The 20,988-nt window shown below is 32.2% G+C and carries 19 protein-coding genes; 16 read left to right on the forward strand and 3 right to left on the reverse strand.

Features of this window, described 5'->3' with window-relative positions:
* Positions 1-115: 115 nt before the first annotated feature.
* From ehuC to argH, 4 genes are all read left to right on the forward strand, one after another.
* A complete protein-coding gene (ehuC, locus tag J418_RS0114230) occupies positions 116-766 on the forward strand; it encodes an ectoine/hydroxyectoine ABC transporter permease subunit EhuC (RefSeq protein ID WP_017895927.1) in 651 nt (216 codons plus the stop codon).
* 20 nt (positions 767-786) lie between these two features.
* Positions 787-1,566: an amino acid ABC transporter ATP-binding protein gene (locus tag J418_RS0114235; RefSeq protein ID WP_017751517.1), complete on the forward strand. Its 780-nt coding sequence runs from the start codon at positions 787-789 to the stop codon at positions 1,564-1,566.
* A gap of 36 nt (positions 1,567-1,602) precedes the next feature.
* On the forward strand, positions 1,603-2,799 hold the full coding sequence (locus J418_RS0114240; protein ID WP_017895928.1) for an argininosuccinate synthase: 1,197 nt from the start codon (positions 1,603-1,605) through the stop codon (positions 2,797-2,799).
* Between the two features lie 210 nt (positions 2,800-3,009).
* Positions 3,010-4,329: an argininosuccinate lyase gene (argH, locus tag J418_RS0114245; RefSeq protein ID WP_017751519.1), complete on the forward strand. Its 1,320-nt coding sequence runs from the start codon at positions 3,010-3,012 to the stop codon at positions 4,327-4,329.
* 107 nt (positions 4,330-4,436) lie between these two features.
* Here the strand turns inward: argH and J418_RS0114250 are convergent, their stop codons facing one another.
* Together J418_RS0114250 and J418_RS0114255 are read right to left on the reverse strand one after the other, a co-directional pair.
* Positions 4,437-4,652 carry a DUF378 domain-containing protein gene (locus J418_RS0114250; RefSeq protein ID WP_017751520.1) on the reverse strand — a complete coding sequence of 72 codons (216 nt, stop codon included), beginning with the start codon at positions 4,650-4,652 and terminating at the stop codon, positions 4,437-4,439.
* Positions 4,653-4,724: 72 nt separating this feature from the next.
* Positions 4,725-5,246 (reverse strand): Lrp/AsnC ligand binding domain-containing protein, encoded by a 522-nt coding sequence (locus tag J418_RS0114255; protein ID WP_017895929.1) that lies wholly within the window; start codon positions 5,244-5,246, stop codon positions 4,725-4,727.
* Positions 5,247-5,646: 400 nt separating this feature from the next.
* Here J418_RS0114255 and J418_RS0114260 point away from each other — a divergent pair, with 400 nt between their 5' ends.
* From J418_RS0114260 to J418_RS0114290, 7 genes are all read left to right on the forward strand, one after another.
* Positions 5,647-6,618, forward strand: coding sequence for an asparagine synthetase A (locus J418_RS0114260; protein WP_017751522.1), 972 nt, complete (start codon positions 5,647-5,649; stop codon positions 6,616-6,618).
* Between the two features lie 199 nt (positions 6,619-6,817).
* Positions 6,818-7,717 carry a DMT family transporter gene (locus J418_RS0114265; protein ID WP_017895930.1) on the forward strand — a complete coding sequence of 300 codons (900 nt, stop codon included), beginning with the start codon at positions 6,818-6,820 and terminating at the stop codon, positions 7,715-7,717.
* A 185-nt stretch (positions 7,718-7,902) separates the two neighbouring features.
* Positions 7,903-8,310, forward strand: a complete 408-nt coding sequence (locus J418_RS15750) for an SIS domain-containing protein (protein WP_017895931.1) — start codon at positions 7,903-7,905, stop codon at positions 8,308-8,310.
* Positions 8,267-8,521, forward strand: coding sequence for an SDR family NAD(P)-dependent oxidoreductase (locus J418_RS0114275; protein ID WP_207736470.1), 255 nt, complete (start codon positions 8,267-8,269; stop codon positions 8,519-8,521). The genes J418_RS15750 and J418_RS0114275 overlap by 44 nt, the downstream gene beginning before the upstream one ends.
* Complete coding sequence (locus tag J418_RS0114280) at positions 8,490-8,735, forward strand: hypothetical protein (protein ID WP_017895933.1); 246 nt, start codon at positions 8,490-8,492, stop codon at positions 8,733-8,735. The genes J418_RS0114275 and J418_RS0114280 overlap by 32 nt, the downstream gene beginning before the upstream one ends.
* A 263-nt stretch (positions 8,736-8,998) precedes the next feature.
* Positions 8,999-10,147, forward strand: coding sequence for an aldo/keto reductase (locus tag J418_RS0114285; protein ID WP_017751527.1), 1,149 nt, complete (start codon positions 8,999-9,001; stop codon positions 10,145-10,147).
* Between the two features lie 31 nt (positions 10,148-10,178).
* On the forward strand, positions 10,179-10,523 hold the full coding sequence (locus tag J418_RS0114290) for a hypothetical protein (protein ID WP_017895934.1): 345 nt from the start codon (positions 10,179-10,181) through the stop codon (positions 10,521-10,523).
* Between the two features lie 462 nt (positions 10,524-10,985).
* Here the strand turns inward: J418_RS0114290 and J418_RS0114295 are convergent, their stop codons facing one another.
* Positions 10,986-14,027, reverse strand: coding sequence for a vitamin B12-dependent ribonucleotide reductase (locus tag J418_RS0114295; protein ID WP_017895935.1), 3,042 nt, complete (start codon positions 14,025-14,027; stop codon positions 10,986-10,988).
* Between the two features lie 413 nt (positions 14,028-14,440).
* On the opposite strand from J418_RS0114295, the gene J418_RS0114300 reads away from it, so the two are divergent.
* The 5 genes from J418_RS0114300 (at position 14,441) to J418_RS0114320 (ending at position 20,732) form a co-directional block, all read left to right on the forward strand.
* Positions 14,441-16,075 (forward strand): sigma-54 interaction domain-containing protein, encoded by a 1,635-nt coding sequence (locus tag J418_RS0114300; protein ID WP_017895936.1) that lies wholly within the window; start codon positions 14,441-14,443, stop codon positions 16,073-16,075.
* A 254-nt stretch (positions 16,076-16,329) separates the two neighbouring features.
* Positions 16,330-17,553: a CaiB/BaiF CoA transferase family protein gene (locus tag J418_RS0114305; protein ID WP_026142669.1), complete on the forward strand. Its 1,224-nt coding sequence runs from the start codon at positions 16,330-16,332 to the stop codon at positions 17,551-17,553.
* Positions 17,554-17,587: 34 nt separating this feature from the next.
* Positions 17,588-18,364, forward strand: coding sequence for an acyl-CoA dehydratase activase (locus J418_RS0114310; RefSeq protein ID WP_017751532.1), 777 nt, complete (start codon positions 17,588-17,590; stop codon positions 18,362-18,364).
* A gap of 21 nt (positions 18,365-18,385) precedes the next feature.
* A complete protein-coding gene (locus J418_RS0114315) occupies positions 18,386-19,609 on the forward strand; it encodes a 2-hydroxyacyl-CoA dehydratase subunit D (protein WP_017895938.1) in 1,224 nt (407 codons plus the stop codon).
* On the forward strand, positions 19,602-20,732 hold the full coding sequence (locus tag J418_RS0114320) for a 2-hydroxyacyl-CoA dehydratase subunit D (protein ID WP_017895939.1): 1,131 nt from the start codon (positions 19,602-19,604) through the stop codon (positions 20,730-20,732). The genes J418_RS0114315 and J418_RS0114320 overlap by 8 nt, the downstream gene beginning before the upstream one ends.
* The last annotated feature ends 256 nt before the right edge of the window (positions 20,733-20,988 follow it).

The raw sequence follows: 20,988 nt of genomic DNA on the forward strand, positions 1-20,988 counted from the left end.
CATTAGATGAAATGAAAAAGGATGGAACATTGTCTAAACTTTCAATTAAGTGGTTTGGAACTGATGAGTATAAAAAATAGTTAGTGTAAAATTAAAGGGAAGAGGAACAGGAGTAATGGATATAGATTTTATCAAAAATATACTTCCAATTCTTTTGAAAGGAAGTGTAATGACTGTTGAGTTGACAGTTATTACTATAATATTAGGGAGTATACTTGGAATATTACTTGCACTTTTAAGATTGTCAAATAATTTAGTCCTAAAATATGTTTCAAATTTTTATACGTGGATATTCAGAGGGACACCTCTTTTGCTTCAGTTGTTTTTTTTCTATTATGGACTACCTTTTATAGGTATAGAATTAACTCCTTTTACAGCGGCTGTAATAGGTCTTGCATTAAACTGCGGCGCATATATGGCAGAGATAATAAGAGGAGGGATCCAATCTATAGATCAAGGGCAATTTGAAGCTGCAAAAGCTTTAGGCTTCAGCTATACTCAGACTATGAAGAGGATAATACTGCCTCAGACATTTAAAGTTATAATACCTCCAGTGGGAAATGAATTTATATCTATATTAAAAGACACTTCTCTTGTCTCAACTATAGCAATGGTTGAACTTATGAGATCTGCCCAACAGATATATGCAACTAGTTTTGACCCAATATCTGTATTTTTAACAGCAGCAGTGTTCTACCTTATAATGACTACTGTTTTTACTACCGTATTTGGTATAATAGAAAGAAGATTATCAGTTTATAATTAAAATAGAAGAGGTGAATATTTATGGAAACTGCAGCTGTAGATGGATATAAAGCTTCAGATGGAAATAAATACATGATAGAGGCTTCAAATTTAACAAAGAAATTTAATGACCTGACAGTGTTTGAAAACTTGAATGTGAAAGTAAAGAAGGGTGAAGTATTAGTAGTAATAGGGCCTTCTGGTTCAGGTAAAAGTACATTTCTAAGATGCCTCAACCATTTAGAAGATATAAACGGCGGAGAAATTATCATAGAAGGAGAAAGACTTAATCCAAAGGATAAAAGATTTCTTAGAAAGATAGCTACAAAAATGGGAATGGTATTTCAAACATTTAATCTTTTTCCCCATAAGACAGCAATCCAAAATATAATGGAAGCACCCGTTGTAGTAAAAAAAGAGAATAAAAAGCAGGTTCGTGAAAGAGCTAAAATGCTTTTAGATAAAGTTGGATTGTCTGATAAGATGGATTACTATCCTTCAAAATTGTCAGGCGGCCAGAAACAGAGAGTTGCAATAGCAAGAGCACTTGCTATGAATCCTGATATAATGCTGTTTGATGAACCTACATCAGCACTTGACCCGGAACTTGTTGGAGAAGTTTTGAATGTAATGAAAAAGCTTGCAGAGGATGGTATGACCATGATTGTTGTAACACATGAAATGGGATTTGCAAAAGAAGTTGCCGACAGGGTTATATTTATGGATGAAGGCAAGATAGTTGAACAGGGAAAGCCGGAGGATGTTTTTGACAATCCTAAACAGGAGAGAACCAAGAGTTTCCTAAATAAAGTATTTAAATAAGAAAATATTAAAATTTATAAGATGGAGGGTAATTTTATGAAAGATAAAGTTGTACTAGCATATTCAGGAGGTTTGGATACTTCTATTATAATTCCATGGCTTAAGGAAAACTATGATCTTGAAGTTATAGCTGCTTGTATGGATGTAGGTCAGGGAGACGATTTAAAAGCAGTGGAAGAAAAGGCAATAAGGACCGGAGCATCTAAAGTATATGTAGAAGATTTAAAAGCAGAATTTGTAAAAGAATATCTTTTTAAAGCAGTAAAGGCACATTTAGTATATGAAGATGAATATTTACTTGGAACATCTCTTGCAAGACCTCTTATGTCAAAAAGATTGGTTGAAATTGCCCACAAGGAAGGAGCAAAGTACATAGCACATGGCTGTACTGGAAAGGGAAATGATCAAGTCCGTTTTGAAACTGGAATAGCAAGTTTTGACCCTACAATACAGATAATTGCCCCATGGAGATTATGGGATATAGAATCAAGAGAAGATGCTATAGACTATGCACATGCCAAGGGAGTAGAAGTTACTGCTACAAAGAAGAAAATATATTCAGAAGATAAAAATGTATGGCATGTAAGTCATGAAGGTGGAGATCTTGAAGATCCAAGAAATGAACACAAGAGAAGTATGTATTCCATGACTACACCTGTAGAGGAAGCACCAGACAAGCCTGAATATATAGAGATTTATTTTGAACAGGGAGTTCCTAAAAAACTGGACGGAAAAGAACTGGAACCATTAGAACTTTTAACTAAGTTAAATGAAATAGCAGGAAGAAATGGAGTAGGAATAATTGATATAGTAGAAAATAGACTTGTTGGAATGAAATCAAGAGGTGTATATGAAACTCCAGGCGGAACAGTATTATATGCTGCACACAGATGCCTTGAGAGAATTACAATAGATAAGAATACTTATCATTATAAACAAGTTATATCTCAAAAATATTCGGAACTTGTTTATGATGGACTTTGGTTCACTCCTCTCAGAGAAGCATTGGATGCTTTTGTAGAATCAACCCAGAGTAACGTTACAGGTTCAGTTAAACTTAAGATATACAAAGGAAATGTAATTACTGCGGGAACTGATGCAAAAAAACCTCTATATAATGAGAGCATATCATCATTTGGAGCTAGTAATTTATATGATCACAAAGATGCAGCTGGTTTCATCAAGATATTTACACTACCAAGCAAAATAAAAGCTATGGCAGACAAGCAGTGAGCTCAAATCTACGATTTGGTGCGAATTGGTTAAGCAGATATCCAAAGTCTTTGATTTTGTGATAGTCGCTTACGCAGGTGAGTACTGATTCGACCAGAAAGAGAAGGAGCTTCATTAAAATAGAATAGAAATATACAGATTGCTCCATCTTAATATAGATGGAGTAATTTAGAATTGTGATATTTATAAAAGAAAGGACAGGAAAATTATATGAAGTTATGGGGCGGAAGATTTAAAAAATCTGAAAGTAAGCTTATGGAAGATTTCAACAGTTCATTGAGTTTTGATAGGGCACTTTATAGAGAAGATATAACTGGAAGCATGGCTCATGTAAAGATGCTTGCAAAATGTAATATATTATCCAGCGAAGAAAGAGACAGCATATTAAATGGTCTACAATCAATACTTTCAGATATTGAAACTGGAAAGCTTAAGATCGAAGGGGACTATGAGGATATACACAGTTTTGTAGAAAGTAATTTGCTTGATAGAATTGGTCAAGTTGCAAAAAAGCTTCATACCTCCAGAAGCAGAAATGATCAGGTTGCTCTGGATTTTAGATTATATGCCAAAAATAAAGCAAAGGAAGTTATAGAAAACATAGAGGAACTGCAAAATACAATGAAAAAACTGGGAGCTGAGAATAATTTCATAATGCCGGGATACACTCATCTTCAAAGGGCACAGGTAGTTACATTCAAGCATCATATAATGGCCTACTACAATATGCTTGAAAGAGATAAGAGAAGGATAAGAAATGCCAGGGAAATATTAGATGAAAGCCCATTGGGATGCTGTGCACTTGCTGGAACTACTTATGATATTGATAGAAATTTTACTGCAGAAGAACTTGGATTTAAAAAACCTGTAAGTAATTTCCTGGATGGTGTAAGTGATAGGGATTATGCATTGGAACTATTATCTGATTTCTCAATAATGATGATGCATTTTAGCCGATTGAGTGAGGAACTTATACTTTGGAGCAGCAAAGAATTTGGATTCGTAACCATAGATGATGAATTTTCAACAGGAAGCAGTATAATGCCTCAGAAGAAAAATCCTGATGCAGCCGAACTTATAAGGGGTAAGACAGGAAGAGTATATGGAGATCTAATGTCTCTTTTAACCACAATGAAGGGAATTCCACTCGCCTACAATAAGGATATGCAGGAAGATAAGGAGCAGTTCTTTGATTCAGTTAAAACTGTACTTAGCTGCACTAAAATAATGAATGGAATGTTGTCTACATTGAAGGTAAATCAGGATAAAACATTAAAAGCTGTAAAGACAGGCTTTTTAAATGCTACAGAAGCAGCTGATTATCTTGTCAACAAGGGAATGGCATTCAGGGATGCACATAAGGTAATAGGAGAAATTGTACTTTACTGTGAAGAAAAAGAAAAATCAATAGAAGAACTTTCAATTCCTGAATTACAAAAATTTAGTAATCTTTTTGAAGAAGATGTATATGACTTTATAGATTACAATAACTCCATAAACAGGGGAATAAAAAAAGAACTTAAACAATAAGTTAAAAATCTTCATACTATAAAAAATTGCAATTAAAAAAAGGAGCGATTAAGGATTAAATCTTAGTCGATCCTTTTTTATAATATGATTATTATAGCTGTTTAAAATTATTTGGCATCAGTTGTAGTGGCATCCCTATCTCTTCCGAGAAATGATATCGAATACAGACCACAAATTCCTACAAGCGCATATAGAGTTCTTGTAAGAGCTGACATAGTACCGAATAATGAGGCCAATAAATCATACTGTACAAATCCAATTAAACCCCAGTTTACTGCACCTATGATAACTAATATAAGAGCTATAGTATCTAATGTTTTCATAAGCTACATCTCCTTTTTAATTTATCAGGTATATTATGTGCAGTTGTATTATAAATTATAAGTATATATCAACTATTTGCTTGATGAATTTTTATGTGATTTACCGCCAGTAGATTCAAGCGAATCTATATATATGCTTCTATCAATAGGTTGATATAGGGATATAAATGTGTTTGTTCTCTGTATACCTTCTACAGATTGTATCTTGTTCATGAGCAAGGATTGAAGATCTGCTATATTTTTACATATTACTTTTATGAATATTGAATATTCTCCCGTAGTATAGTGAAGTTCAACAATTTCATTTATAGCTTTCATTTCATCTAATACTTCGTTGAAATCTCTTGCCCTGTCTAAATAAATTCCTATAAAGCAGCATACATCATATCCTATTTTAGAGTTATCTATAATAAGCTTTGTACCCTTTATTATACTCATATCTTCCATTTTTTTCATTCTAACATGAATGGTTCCACCACTTACATGGCACTGCCTGGCTATTTCAAGATAAGGAGTTCTAGAGTCCTTAATCAGTATATCAAGAATTTGGATGTCTAAATCATCCAGGCCATTAATTTTTAAATTTGAATTCAATAAAAACACTCCTTTGTTTTGCACTACATACTATGCAAATATTAACATTATGGTAATTTTGTAAAGTATTTCCTATCACACAGAAAATACTTTTTAAAATAATTTGTAACTTTAATATAAATCTACTTATATTTTAACCTATTTGGCTATATACTTAAACCATTATCGTAGATAATAATTTAAATAAATTATTAATTTAACAATAGAAAACGTTTTCTTAGAGAAAAAAATCTAAAATTATTAAAAATCTAAAACGTTTAATGACTAAATAATAAAAATATTAAAAATTATTTGTTAATATTGCAACTTGGCCTGAAAAGTATTATTATATTGTTAATGGAACTATGGAAATTGAAACACAACTTGATTGATTTGTGTTTAATACGAGGAGGATGTATTTATGGCTACTATATTAGAAGAACAAGGAAGAAAAGCAGAATTGAAGGTTTTAGATAAAGAAATAAAGAAGATAGGAAGAAAGGAATTACCACACATACTCCGTGTTCAACAGACTATAGTAAAATCAGTGGACGAATATATGTATAAAAAAGGTATAACTAGAATATCACCTGTTATGATATCCCCTATTACGGATACATTGAACCATGATGTGGAAGATTGCGGTTTAACATATGAAGGACAAAAGTTTGATATAACAAAGTCCATGATCTTTCATAAGCAGGTAATACTTTCAAGCCCTTATATAGATAAAATATATATAGTATCTCCAAATGTAAGACTTGAAAAAGAAGAAAAAGGTGATGTAAGACATTTATTTGAATTTACACAAGTTGATCTTGAATTTAAAAATGCAACTATGGACACTATATTTGAATTTGAAGAGGGTTTAATAAAATATATATTTGATTCTATTAAAGAAAGTTGTGCAGAAGAATTCAAAGCGTTGGGTATAGGAACTTCACACCTTGATATAATTGCTCCTTTCAAGAGATATACTACTCAGGAACTTAGGGAAAAATATGGTGATGATTTTGAAATGGAAGCTTCTAAGGCAGCTGTGCAACCATTCTGGCTTATAAACCATAAAAGAGAATTTTATGATGCAGAGGATTTGGAGAATAAGGGAACTTATAGAAACTATGACTTGATCTGGCCCATGGGATATGTTGAAGGTTTAAGTGGTGGAGAAAGAGAATATAAATATGATAGAATTCTGACTAGAATGAGAGAACTGGATGTAGACGAGCATGCATTTAGAAATTATATTGAACTTGCAAAACAGGGTAAGATTCCTAAAACTGCAGGAGCTGGTTTTGGACTTGAGAGAATGACAAGATTCGTATGTCAGCAGGATCAAATTGATGATGTTACAGTATTTACAAGAAAACCAGGAGAAAAATATTTATTCTAAGCAGACATCCAAAATCTTTGATTTTGTGATGGTAGCTTACTCATTCGACTAAAAAGGAGAAGGAGTTTCATTAAAAAATACATCCAAAATCTTTGATTTGATATTAACATGATCATTAAAATAATATATTATATAGTTATGATAGGCTGAATATAATTCAGCCTATTGTTTATTTGAATTAAGGGAGAAATATAAGTATATGGAGAAGAACAGTATTAAATCATATGTATATCTTTTAATTACCGCCCTTATATGGGGGTTCGCATTTGCAGCTCAGAGATTTGTGGTCAGATTCGTAGAACCATTTACTTTTAATGGAATAAGATTTGTTCTTGGTGCTATATCTTTAATCCCGGTTATGATTTTATATAAAAGTGATTCTGCAAAACAATATTCATTAAAAAGAGCTGCTTTTGGAGGAATAATTGCAGGAATGTTCTTGTTTTTAGCTTCCTCATTTCAACAAATTGGACTTGAAGGAACTACTGCAGGTAAGGCTGCATTTATAACAGGGCTATATATTGTTATTGTCCCACTGTTTGGAATATTTTTGAAGCAGCACATTGACATCAATTTATGGATTGGAGCCCTTACAGCAATTATAGGATTGTACTTGCTTTGTGTTACAGGTGGATTTACCGTAAAGTATAGTGATATGCTGCAGTTAATATCTTCATTTTTATTTGCATCCCAAATACTCATAATAGGATATTTTGCGAATAAAGTTGATTGTATTAAACTGGCATTTTTTCAATTTGTAACTTGTGCCTTGCTGAGCTTAATAGTTGCAGTTTTCACAGAAAATATGTACATTCCCAATATTAAAAATGCATTAATTCCAATAATATATGCTGGGATATTTTCAGTAGGTGTTGCTTATACTTTTCAAATACTTGGTCAAAAATATGCAGAGCCTACTCATTCAGCAATTATAATGAGTCTGGAAAGTGTATTTGCCGCAGTAGGAGGTTTTCTTATATTGGGTGAAAAGCTTGAGTTAAGAGCTTTAATTGGATGTATGGTTATGTTTTTAGGAATAATTATATCACAGGTTAGGCCTATTAAAACAAATAAAAAATCACGTAAGTGTCAAAATTAATTTCAATAGGAGAATGTTATGAAAGCAAATAGGGGATGCTTGGAAAGAATAAGGAAAGTATATTCATCATTAAATATTAAAGAGCAGAAAGTAGTTCCGTAAGTGATGCAACTGTATTTAGGTTGTGCAATAAATTGGATATAAGGGTTATCAGGATCTAACTTTTAAATTCAAACAAATATAGTTTGAAGAATACAGTAAAAATAAATAGTGAGAAAAATCTTGAAAATTCTGTAGATTCGATTTTAAAATCAAATCAGATAATATTTTATGGTATGGGAGGTTCAGGGAGTCTTGCGCATTATGCTTATCATAAATTTATAAGAACGGAGATAAGATGTGTGGTAAAAACGGACTCTCACTGGCAGGCTATGATATCCTCCATGGCAAAACAGGACGATGTAATAATGGCTTTTTCTAATTCAGACAGTAATAAAGAACTTATAGATGCTATAAAAATAGGTATAAAAAATGGAGTGAAAGTTATATCTATTACAGGAAATGCAAAATCACCTATAAGCAAAGTGTCAGATATAGTACTTGTGTCTTATGGAAGAAAATCAAGTTTTAGAAGTGAAGCTATGCAATGTTGATATATTAATAAACAATGCAGGTGTACAAAAAAGGAATCCCAGTATGGAATTTCCTCATGAAGATTGGGATTTTGTAATGAATGTTAATGCCAAGGCTGTATTTTTCCTATGTCAGTCAGTGGAAAAAATTATGATAAAGCAAGGTAAGAAATCATGGATCTGTAATAAGAGGATGGTTAATGGAACTTATGGAAGACGCATTTGTTCATGATAAGAATTTAGGCTCAATAAAGGGTTTGATGAATTCTTCAGGAGAAGGAAAGTGGACAGTGCAAGAGGCTCTTGATCTTGGAGTGCCTGCACCTGTAATTACCCTTTCTCTTTTCATGAGATATAGATCCCAAGAGGATGATACATTTACAGGCAAAGTAGCTGTAGCTCTTAGAAATGAATTCGGAGGACATGCTGTAGAAAAAAATAAATAAAGTAAAGTTTAGCTCCTATTTAATATCATAGGAGATAAAAAATAATTTATATAGCAAACGATTAAAATAAATTAAGGAAGGGATGATTTTATATGCCATTAGTGTATATTGCCATCGGAATAGCAATATTATTTGTACCCATAATAGGATTTAAATATAAACGTCTTTCACGGAAATGTGGGGACGTTTTATTTAATTTGTATTGATAATAGACGAATAAATGTTTATTATTAAATCATATACTAAATCAATGGGGGGATATTATGCTTTACAGAAGATTTGGGAAAACAGATGAAATGGTTTCAATTTTGGGATTTGGATGTATGAGGCTGCCTCTTATTTCAAAAAATGATCCAACTAGTATTGATGAAAAAAAATCTACTGATTTAATTCGTTTTGCAATAGACCAAGGTGTAAACTATATAGATACTGCCTATCCTTATCATGGCAAGGGAATGCGAAGTGGGGGACAAAGTGAACCTTTTCTTGCAAAGGTTTTAAAAGATGGATACAGGGATAAAGTAAAATTGGCAACTAAGCTTCCAAGCTGGTTGATAAAAACAAGAGAAGACATGGATAAGTATTTAAATGATCAGTTGAAAAGATTGGAAACAGATCATATAGACTTTTATCTGCTGCATGCTCTCAATAAGGATGTATGGAATAATTTAAAGAAAAATGGAGTTGATGAATTTTTGGATTCTGCTTTAAAAGATGGTAGAATAAAATATGCAGGTTTTTCATTCCATGATAAATTGGATGCGTTTAAAGAAATAGCAGATTACTACAATTGGTCATTTTGTCAGATACAATATAATTATTTAGATGAGAATTTTCAGGCTGGAAAGGAAGGCTTGCGATATGCTTCTAAAAAGGATTTTGGTATTACAATTATGGAACCTTTAAGGGGAGGAAAACTTGTGAACAGTCTTCCAGGAGAAGCAAAAATAATTTTAAATAAAGCAAACAATGAAAGGACACTTCCAGAATGGGCTTTAAAATGGGTATGGAATCATCCGGAAGTATCAGTAGTATTAAGTGGTATGAATGATATGAGTCAAGTTGTAGAAAATATAAAAATAGCCAATAATGCAGCACCAAATTCAATGACAGAAGATGAATTTAATGCAATAGATGAAGTTAAAGATATAGTAAAACAAAAAACCAAAGTTAATTGTACGGCGTGTGAATATTGCATGCCATGTCCGGTAGGAGTTAACATTTCAGGATGTTTTAGTGCATACAATGATCATTATATATTTAACATGGATAAGTTGGAGTCAGCATACAATAGGCTTACATATAGTCAAAAAGCATCTAATTGCAGACAATGTGGAAAGTGCGAATCACATTGCCCGCAGAAAATTGAAATACGGAAGAAATTAAAAAAAGTTAAAACGTTATTTGAATAAAATAATTTACATATAATGAGGAGGAGACATAATGCCTTGGAAAAATTTTATATTCCAGATGATATTTATTGCCATAATATTTTTGGTAGTGTATACTTTGTTGAAAAAATATGTTTTTGTGAAATTTCATCCTAATAAAATAGTGCTTCTTGTGTTAGCTGTAATTGCTTTTTTTGTACCAAGTATAGCAAATGCTTTTTTAAAGAAAAGTGTGAATAATTCTATACTTCAATATGTGGGTTCTGCAATATTTATAATTTTATTTTTGTGGTTTTTAGACATACAAAATGGATCTATGAATAAAAAAGGAAAACGAAATGATATAAAAATCAGACCTAAAGCTAAACCCAATAGGGCGCGCAACAATAAAAAGTAAGCATATTTGTCGAAAATAGAATATTTTTAGTTAAATATATTGACTTATTTATGGGTTAATGTTATTATAATTTAGTAGTGAAGCGAAAGTTTTACTATTAATATCCCCTATTTAGCCGCATGCTCCCCCATGTAGGCTTTTTTTTTATCTGAAAATAGAATTGTATATAATTTGACAAAATAAGACATGAGCTGTTTTAATAAAATAATTCATGTCTTATTTTATTAATGAAGTTTTTTAAAGGAAACTCCTATTTCCTAGGGTCATAGGAGTAAGCGACCATCACAAAATCTAAAATTTATGGTTCAGTTCTTTAAAGGAAACTCCTTCTCCTTTCAGTCGAATGAGTAAGCGACTCACACCAAATCAGAGATTTGGGTTCTATCCTTTATATGAAACTCCTTCTCCTTTCAGTCGAATGAGTAAGCGACCACATCAAAATCGTAGATTTTGTGTGTCTGCTTAGCTGCATCCTGTGGTGGAGCCACAGTCCATGCATACCATACAAGTTCCATTTCTCACCATTCTAGTACTTGAGCAGTTAGGACATACAGATCCATATACCCTTTCTCCCTGCACTTTCTGAGGTGATATTTCAGGGTAATCAGTATTAGAGTTGTTTATTTCATCTTTGCTGTCATTTGGAATTATAGTGCTTTTATCATAATTCTCAGGCTTTACCTGGCATCTTGAAAAGTCTCCAAGTTCTATATCTATTACCTTGCTGACCAAATCTGAAATAGAAGAAACATATTTTATATAAGGGTGTTTTTGTACAAATCCATAAGGTTCATATTTCTGGCCCCTAAGCATTCTTGAAATATCCTGAGGTGGTACATGGTATTGCAGCATTACCGATATTGATTTTGAAAGTGAATTTAAAAGCCCTGTTATTATAGTACCTTCTCTGTCGGTAGTTATATATATTTCTGATATTTCTCCATTTGAACGCCTGTTTACAGTAGTGTATATTTTTACATCATCTATTTGTGCAGGATGTGTGGTTCCATTTCTTATTCCTATAGGTTTTTCGCGTTTTGAGTATTTAATGCCCTTTTGAATTTCTTTTACCCTGTTCAGCAGCTGTTTATAAGTTAAATCTTCCAACTTTATATCGTCATCATTTGAAAGACTTGTATTTAAGGGTTGAGCCGCTTTTGATGAATCTCTATATAAAGTTATTCCCTTTACACCCAATTTCCAGGATGACAAGATAACGTCCTTGAAATCCTGTACTGAAGCAGTTTTTGGCAAGTTTACAGTTTTGGATATGGCACCAGATATAAGAGGAGTAAGGGCTGCAACCATTTTTACATGCCCCATGGGTGCTATATATCTTTCACCACTTCCACATTTGTTGGAAGTATCAAATATAGCTATATGGCTATCTTTCAGATGAGGCGCACCTTCTATTTTACCATCCAATATTTTTTCATAGGTGAATCCATTATCAGTCACGTTCTGTTTTTCGAGTACATATGCAAGTATGTCTTCTATTTGGTCTTTAGTGTAGCCTAGTTTTTTTAGTGACGTTGTTATAACAGGATTCATTATAGTCATGAATCCGCCGCCGGATAGTTTCTTATACACAATGTGACTGAAAAATGGTTCTATGGAAGTAGCCCCGCAGTCCATTGCAAATGATATGGTACCTGTAGGTGCAAGTACTGAAACCTGTGCATTTCTATAGCCGAATTTTTCTCCTGATACAAGTGCCTTTGCAAAACTCTCCTTAAGTTGTTTGCTTATGTAGTATAGATTTTCTTTATCCAAAATGTCATGGTTTACCTTTAACGGGGTGTAATTTAAATTTTCAAAATCATTGCTGTATTTTATTTTGCTCTCCATGGTAAGTTTTTCAAGATCTACTCCTGCAGCCCTAGCATGATTTCTAATTACTCTCATCATATATGGTTTGTTTATGTCAAATTTCTTAAAAGGACCAATTTCTCCAGCAATAAGTGAGGAAGTATAATATGATTCACCTGTAAGTATTCCTACAAGTGAAGCTCCAATTGCCCTGGCTTCATCTGAATCATAGGGATATCTCATTACCATGAAAAGGGAAGCTATATTTGATATACCAAGCCCTGTAGTTCTAAACATATACGTCTTTCTTGCTATGTCCTCTGTAGGAAACTGTCCCCACTGTATAGATGCTTCTAAAATCAATTGAACAAGATGTATTATGTGAAGATAGCCTTCAATATCAAAATGATCTGTATCAGCATTATAAAATTTATATATATTTATTGATGCAAGATTACATGAAGTATCATCTAAAAAGGCATACTCACCACAAGGATTTGTAGAATTTATTCTGTTGTAGTGTTCATTTATATTTCCATCTTCACCTTCAGGACAAGTATGCCAGGCATTAAATGTATCGTCGAACTGGGGAGCAGGATCAGCACATTTCCATGCAGATGAATTAAAAGCTTCCCATATATCCTTCACTTTTACCTTTCTAGTGACTTTGGAATCCACTCTGCCTGTGAGTTTAATAGTTGCTTCAGGTTTTTTGTCCAGAGTATCTACTTTTTTCATAAATTCATCGGAAAAGCGCACTGAATTATTGCTGTTTTGACCTGATACTGTCTCATAAGCTTCTCCATCCATATCCATGTCATATCCCATTTTACCAAGAGCTCTTACCTTGTCTTCCTCTTTTGATTTCCATGTTATATAATCCATAATCTCAGGATGATTTACATCAAGACATACCATTTTAGCAGCTCTTCTTGTAGTACCTCCGGACTTTATAGCTCCTGCATTCCTATCAAGAGCTTTTAAGAAACTCATAAGTCCTGAAGAAGCACCTCCGCCTGAAAGTTTTTCTCCCTTGGCTCTTATAGATGAAAAATTGCTTCCTGTACCAGAACCACCTTTAAAAAGTTTGGTCTCTGTGACAAATTGTTCTGATATGGAGTGAGGACCAAGAAGTTTATCCTGTATTGAAAGTATGAAGCAGGCTGATGCCTGAGTTCTGCTGTAGTTGTCATCACACAGAACAACTTTGTGTTGCTTTTCATCAAAATAATAATTCTCCTGTTTGTTTCCTTTTATCCCATATGATAATTTAAGCCCTGTATTGAACCATTGAGGAGAATTTGGGGCATACATCTGATTTAAAAGTGCATATACGCATTCATCATAAAATATTTGTGCATCTTTTTCTGTAGTTATCAGTTTTTCTTCTTTTAAAGCTTGACACCAAAAATTGACGAGTCTGTTTGCTACAGACTTCATACTACTTTCGTATCCTGGTTTTCCTGGAATACCTGCTTTTCTAAAATATTTTGAAGCTATTATATCACAGGCATTTTGAGAATAATGTTCAGGAAATTCAAGATCTTTCATATCCACAAGTACTTTATTTGTCTTGTGGTCTTTTAAGAATACATCTACCTTTTTCCATTTAAATAAGTCGTAAACTGTTTTGGATACATCTTTTTCCAATGATTTTGTGTAATATCTTTTAAATATATCCTTTATAAAATTCAATATATCATCCCTTTCCGCTGTATTTTAATGTTTCAAAATTATATAGCTAAAAGTATTATCTTTAACTATAGATTTACTATATATTGTATCAAAATTCAACAATATATACTATATGTAGAATAATATGTGCTCATCTAATTATAAATTATTAAATAATAATATTCAAATAGAAATTATTAAAAAAAACTATTTTTTTTGAATATGCCATAGTTAGGAACTCTGTCAAATATAATATTAAGTACTATTTTTATTATTGATTATATTATTTTAATAAGATTAACTATTTAGGAAATTTTTTGCACATAAATTAGTTATTTTTTTATCAATATTAATTAAACTTGTGTTATACTTTTTATAAATAATATTATAAATAGTTGCTTAAATTAAAATTATTAATAGGGGGAATAATTGTTATGGAAATCAATGATGATTTTTTGGAAAGTTTGCCCATTAGTAGCATTATTACGGACTCAGATGGTAAAATATTGAAAGTTAAAAATTTATCTAATAATATTATTAATAATAACAAAAATAACAAAAATAACATATGTAATAAGAATGAAGTAAAAAGATTATACGAGGATAATGGATTTAAAGTAAATGTACAGCATTATAAAATAAGATGTGATAATAAGTTTTATCACTTGTATATAATAGATAATACAAAATATAAAATCGATGAGATGGATATTATATTTAATTGTATAGATGGAATAGTAATGATAGTAAATAGAAACAGAGTAATAGAAAAAGTTAATTCTGCATTTTATAAACTTACAGGAATTCATAGAAAATTTTTTGAAGGTAAAAGTATAGATCAATTAAAAAAAGATGAATTTATGGAAGAATCCATAATACTCAAAGTTTTTCAAAGCAAGAAACCATTGAGTATGAATGTAAAATATAAAAGTGGAAGGATTGTTACTTATACTGCTATACCTATTATTGCAAAAAATGGAGTTATACAGAAAGTTATAGCTACAGGTAGAAATATAACAAATTTAGTACAACTTCAAGACAGACTTGCAGAAGTAGAAAAACAAAAAAATAAATATATTGATAGGCTTAAAAATTTGGAAAAAAGCTTAGGAGAAAATATAGTATATTCAAGTGATAAAATGAAACAAGTTATAAAAATGGCTATAAGAGCTGCCAAAACAGATTCTCCAATATTTATTACTGGTGAATCTGGTGTAGGAAAAGAAGAAATAGCTAAATTCATACATGAAAATAGTGAACGTAATAATAAGAATTTTATTACCGTAAATTGTGCAGCCATACCATCTGAGCTTTTTGAATCTGAGTTGTTTGGTTATGAAGATGGTGCGTTTACAGGCGCTAAAAAGGGAGGAAGAAGGGGACTTTTTGAAGATGCAAATGGTGGCACTATTTTTTTAGATGAGATTGGGGAAATGAGCTTATCCATGCAAACAAAGCTTTTAAGGGTACTTCAAGAAAATGAAATAAAACGGTTAGGTGGAAATAAATCCATAAAGATTAGTGTAAGATATATTTGTGCTACTAATCTATCGAAAAAGCAATTATCAAATAATTTGAAATTCAGACAGGATCTATATTACAGGTTAAGTGTAATACCTATTAATATACCTCCTTTGAGAGAGAGGAGAGAAGCTATTTTTCCATTAGTACATGTGTTTCTTAATAGATATAATAGAAAATATAATAGGAAGGTCAAGCTTGATAAAAAGATGATGGAATTTTTACATGATTATAATTGGCCTGGCAATATAAGAGAGTTGAAAAATGTTGTAGAAAGAATTGTAATATTAAGTGAAAATGATTCACTAAGTGAAAAACAGTTTTGGTATATACTTCAATTGGGAAGCAAGGATATATCTACTAAGAATAATGATACTGATGACAAAATTGTAGTAAATGGATTGATGAACTTAAATAAAGCACATGATATTATTGACGAAACGATGATACAAAAAGCATTGGATAAATATAGTACGGTAACTGGTGCTGCTAAGGCTATTGGGATAGATCCATCTACTATATATAGAAGGTTAAAAAAACATAAATAGGGAAAGTACCTTTAGAAAAGGTTCATTGCAAAGTGCAATGAACCTTTTGCATTCTGCAATAGATTATTTAGAATCCATTTTTATGTAATTTGAAAAAGTATGTATTCTAGCCAATATCAAGAATAAAATAACTTTTAATATATTTGGCATGGTTGTTGCTGTGTATTATTAACGAAGTTTGTTATTAATTTCATAAACTTTATCACATACAAAACTACAAGAGTGTGAAAAGTAAAGGAGAGAGGATGGTGTATATGAGTAATTATGGAAAACCTTTAGCTGGAGTTAAAATTGCGGAATTGTCTACTTTTATAGCAGCACCTGGCTGTGCAAGAGTTCTAGGTGACTGGGGTGCAAAAGTAATTAAGATTGAATCACTTTCTGGAGATGCGGGAAGAAGAATAGGACAAAATTATAAGATGCCTATAACTGAAGAGGAGAATCCATTATTTGAGACAATGAATTCTAATAAAAAAGGAATATGTATAAATATAAAAAATAAAAATGGAATGGATATACTCCATAAGATATTAGGACAGTCGGATGTATTTATTACCAATATAAGAAGTGTATCGTTGAAAAAAAGAGGGTTGGACTATGAAACACTTAAAGAAAAATTTCCTGGACTTATTTTTGCCCAAATATTGGGATATGGTGAGAAAGGACCGGATAGGTCCAAAGCAGGATTTGATTATACAGCTTATTTTGCAAGGGGTGGAGTAATGGGACCTATGATGGAAAGGGGAACTTCACCCATAAATCCAGTTGTAGGATTTGGTGACAATCAGGCTGGAGTGTTTCTAGGCGCAGGAATATGTGCTGCACTTTATAGAAAAAGTAAGACTGGAAAAGGTGAAAAAGTTACGGTAGGACTATACAATACAGCTATATATGACATGAATGTAATGATTGCAGCTGCTCAATATCGCAGGAATGAAAAGGATAGATGGCCCATAACCAGGAAAGAGCCACCAAGTCCTCTTATAAATTCATATAAATGTAAAGACGGAAAATGGATGGAAATATGTGTACAGGAATATGGAAGATATATAAATGCTTTTTGCAAGGCAATTGGACGTGAAGATCTTGCTGCAGATAAAAGGTTCAGTACAGTTGAAAATGCTGTGAAAAATTCTGAAGAAATGTCCAGGATAATACAGGAGGAAATTCAAAAAAGAGATTTATCTGAATGGTCGGGGGAATTTAAAAAAGCAGATTTAGCTTTTGAGAAAATTCAATCATGGGAGGATATTGTGAATGATCCTCAAGCTTGGGACAATGATTATTTGAGAAAAATAAAATATGAAAATGGAAACACAGGCATTATTGTCAATTCACCAGTTAAATTTAATACCATAGAAGAGCAGAATCCCAACAGAGCTCCTAAACTTGGAGAAAACACCAATATAATAATGTTAGAATTAGGATATTCATCAGAACAAATTGAAAAATTGAAAAAAGATGAGGCTATTGCATAATTATAAAAATTGTAGAAAGTAAGGTGGTTTTTATATGTATACTATGGGTGTAGATATAGGTTCTACCGCATCTAAAGGGGTTATTTTAAGAGATGGTAAACATATAGTATCTAGCAGTACTATTCCAGTTGGGACAGGCACGAGCGGACCTGTTCGAGTAATCAAAGAGCTGTTTGAAAAATCACAATTATCTAAGGATGATATAAAGAGAATAGTTGCAACAGGTTATGGAAGAATGAACTTTGATTATGCCGATAAGCAGGTAAGTGAACTTAGTTGCCATGCTAAAGGCGCATACAGTATATTCCCTAATGTCAGGACAATAATAGACATTGGAGGTCAGGATGCCAAAGTATTAAAGTTGAATTCCCGTGGAAGGCTTATGAATTTTGTGATGAATGATAAATGTGCTGCCGGAACAGGGCGTTTCCTGGATGTAATGGCAAATGTCCTAGAAGTTAAAATTTCTGATTTATCAAAACTTGCTGGTAAATCAGAAAGTGAAGTAGATATAAGCAGTACATGTACTGTTTTTGCTGAATCAGAAGTTATTTCACATTTGTCTGAAGGAAAAAAGCCTGAAGATATTGCTGCTGGGATTCATAGGTCTATTGCAAGAAGAGTATCAAGCCTTGCAAAGAGAATTGGAATAGAAAAAGATGTAACCATGACTGGTGGAGTTGCCCAAAATAGCAGTGTGGTTGGATTTATGGAAAGTGAAATAGGATTGCCTATAAGTGTCTCAGAACATGCACAGATAATTGGTGCACTGGGGGCTGCCATATATGCCTGGGAAGAGATTAATAAATAAAATAAGAAAGGAATGTTTATAATGGGAAAATCTAAAGCAATGCAAATGTGTAGAAAAATAATTAGTGATGGATATGAACAAGCTTCAAAAGCTAAAAAAAATGGAGAACTTGTGGGATGGGCTACATCAATATTTCCACAGGAAATTCCAGAAGCATTTGGCATTAATGTTGTTTATCCTGAAAATCATGCAGCTGCAGTATCTGCAAAACATGGATCTCTTGATCTCTGTGAAACCGCAGAAAGCAAGGGATATTCAAATGATATATGCTCTTATGCAAGAGTAAATTTAGGATATATGTATGAGAAGCAATGTGAGTCTTTGAATATACCCGAACCTGATTTTATTTTATGCTGTACCAACTTGTGTAATACTGTTGAAAAATGGTATGAGAATCTTGCTAAGCACTATAATATACCTCTAATTATGATTGATACTCCATATAATGTGGACTATGAAGTAACTCGGGAAAAAATTGACTATATAAAAGGCCAGTTTGAAGAGGCAATAAAGCAGCTAGAAAAAATAACAGGCAAAAAATTTGATGAGAATAAATTTAAAAAGATTATGGATATCTCATCAAAGGCAGGAAGCCTGTGGAAGGAAGCAATGAGTCTGGCTAAAAATGTTCCTTCACCAATGGGCGGTTTTGACTTATTTAACTATATGGCTATTATAGTTTGTGCTCGTGGAAAACAGGAAACTGTAGACACATTTACTCAACTTGTAAAAGAACTTAAAGAAAATACTGCCAATGGTGAAACTACATTTAGAGGAGAAGAGAAATACAGAATAATGTATGATGGAATACCATGCTGGAATTATTTAAGTTATAAATTGAAGCTCTTTACTAAATATGGAATAAATATGGTTGGAAGTGCTTATCTTGATACATGGGCTATTCAGTATGAATCAGGAGATTTAGATGGAATGGCAAAAGCTTATAGTGCACTTCTTAATAACATAAATATCAATAGACTGATAGATAGCAGAACAGATGTAATAAAGAAATTTAAATGTGATGGTGCAGTATATCATATGAATAGAAGTTGTAAAATAATGGACTTTCTTCAATATGAACTTGCAAGAAGAGTAGAAGAGAATACAGGAGTACCATATACCAGATTTGATGGAGATCAATCTGACCCAAGAAATTTCACTAAAGCACAATTTGAAACTAGAATACAGGGATTGGCAGAAATAATGGAAAGTAATAAAAAACAGGGAGGTAATGAAAATGAGTAAAGTAGAAGATATTTTATCACAGATGGATAAGGTTGTTAAGGATCCCAAGAAAGCTGTAAAAGATTATATAAATGAAACCGGCCATAAAGTAATAGGATGTTTCCCAGAATATTGTCCTGAGGAAATAGTATATGCTGCAAATATGCTTCCTGTTGGGCTCTGGGGTGGACAAGTCGAAATTGACAGGGCAAAATCATATCTTCCAGCGTTTGCCTGTTCATTAATACAAGCTTCCCTAGAACTTGGAATTAAAGGGGATTATAATGACATTTCAGGGGTTATCATTCCTTCACTTTGTGATACTTTAAAATGTATAGGCCAGGATTGGAAAGTCTCTGTACCTAATATTCCATTAATACAAATTGTATATCCGCATAATAGGAAAATTGATGCTGGTATAAGGCTCCTTGAAAGTGAATATATAAAAATAAAAATGAAACTTGAGGAAATAGGTGGACATAAAATTAGTGATGAAGATATTTCAAAGAGTATAGATATTTATAACAAGCACAGAAAAATCATGAGAAAATTTACTGAAGTAGCCAATAAACATCTTGATATAATTACGCCTTTAAAGAGACATAGGGTTATAAAGAGTTCTTATTTTATGGATAAAGTCAAGCACACCAAATTGGTTGAAGAATTAATAACAGAACTTAATAAGATGGATAAATTCAAATGTAATGGTAAAAGAGTTATTTTAACCGGTATAATGGCTGAACCAGATGAACTTCTAACAATAATGGAAGACAATGGACTATATGTAGTTGGAGACAATTTAGCCCAGGAAACATTACAATTTAGTACTGATGTACCGGAAAAAGGAGATTCTATAAACAGACTTGCAAAGGCTTGGGCAAATATTGAGGGATTTTCATTGGCCTATGATCCACAAAAAAAGAGAGGGGATATTTTGATAGGTCTTGCAAAGAAAAACAATGCAGATGGTGTTGTAGTGTCTATGTTGAAATTCTGTGATCCTGAAGAATTTGATTATCCTGTATATAAAGCTCAACTTGAAGATGAGGATATTCCAATGCTTTACCTTGAAATAGATCAGCAGCAATTAAATAGTGAACAGGCACGTACTCGTATTCAGGCGTTTAAAGAAATCCTTGATTAATTGAATATATTTATACAAAAGAATCCATTGCAGCATGCAATAAATTTTTTGCAATGTGCAAGAATTTATAAAGTATAATTTTTTAATTGTGATTAATAAGCCCTACTATAGGGGGGATATTAAAGCACGATATAAATTAAAAAATGTATGGCATGATTATTGCTTCTAAAATGAATGAGAATCAAGAATGAAATTTACATTCTAAATAAAAATAGGGAGGAAAAGATTATGAATTTTGAATTATCAAAAGAACAGG

Origin of the sequence: Clostridium tyrobutyricum DSM 2637 = ATCC 25755 = JCM 11008 (genome assembly GCF_000359585.1) — a bacterium.
Classification (GTDB): domain Bacteria; phylum Bacillota; class Clostridia; order Clostridiales; family Clostridiaceae; genus Clostridium_B; species Clostridium_B tyrobutyricum.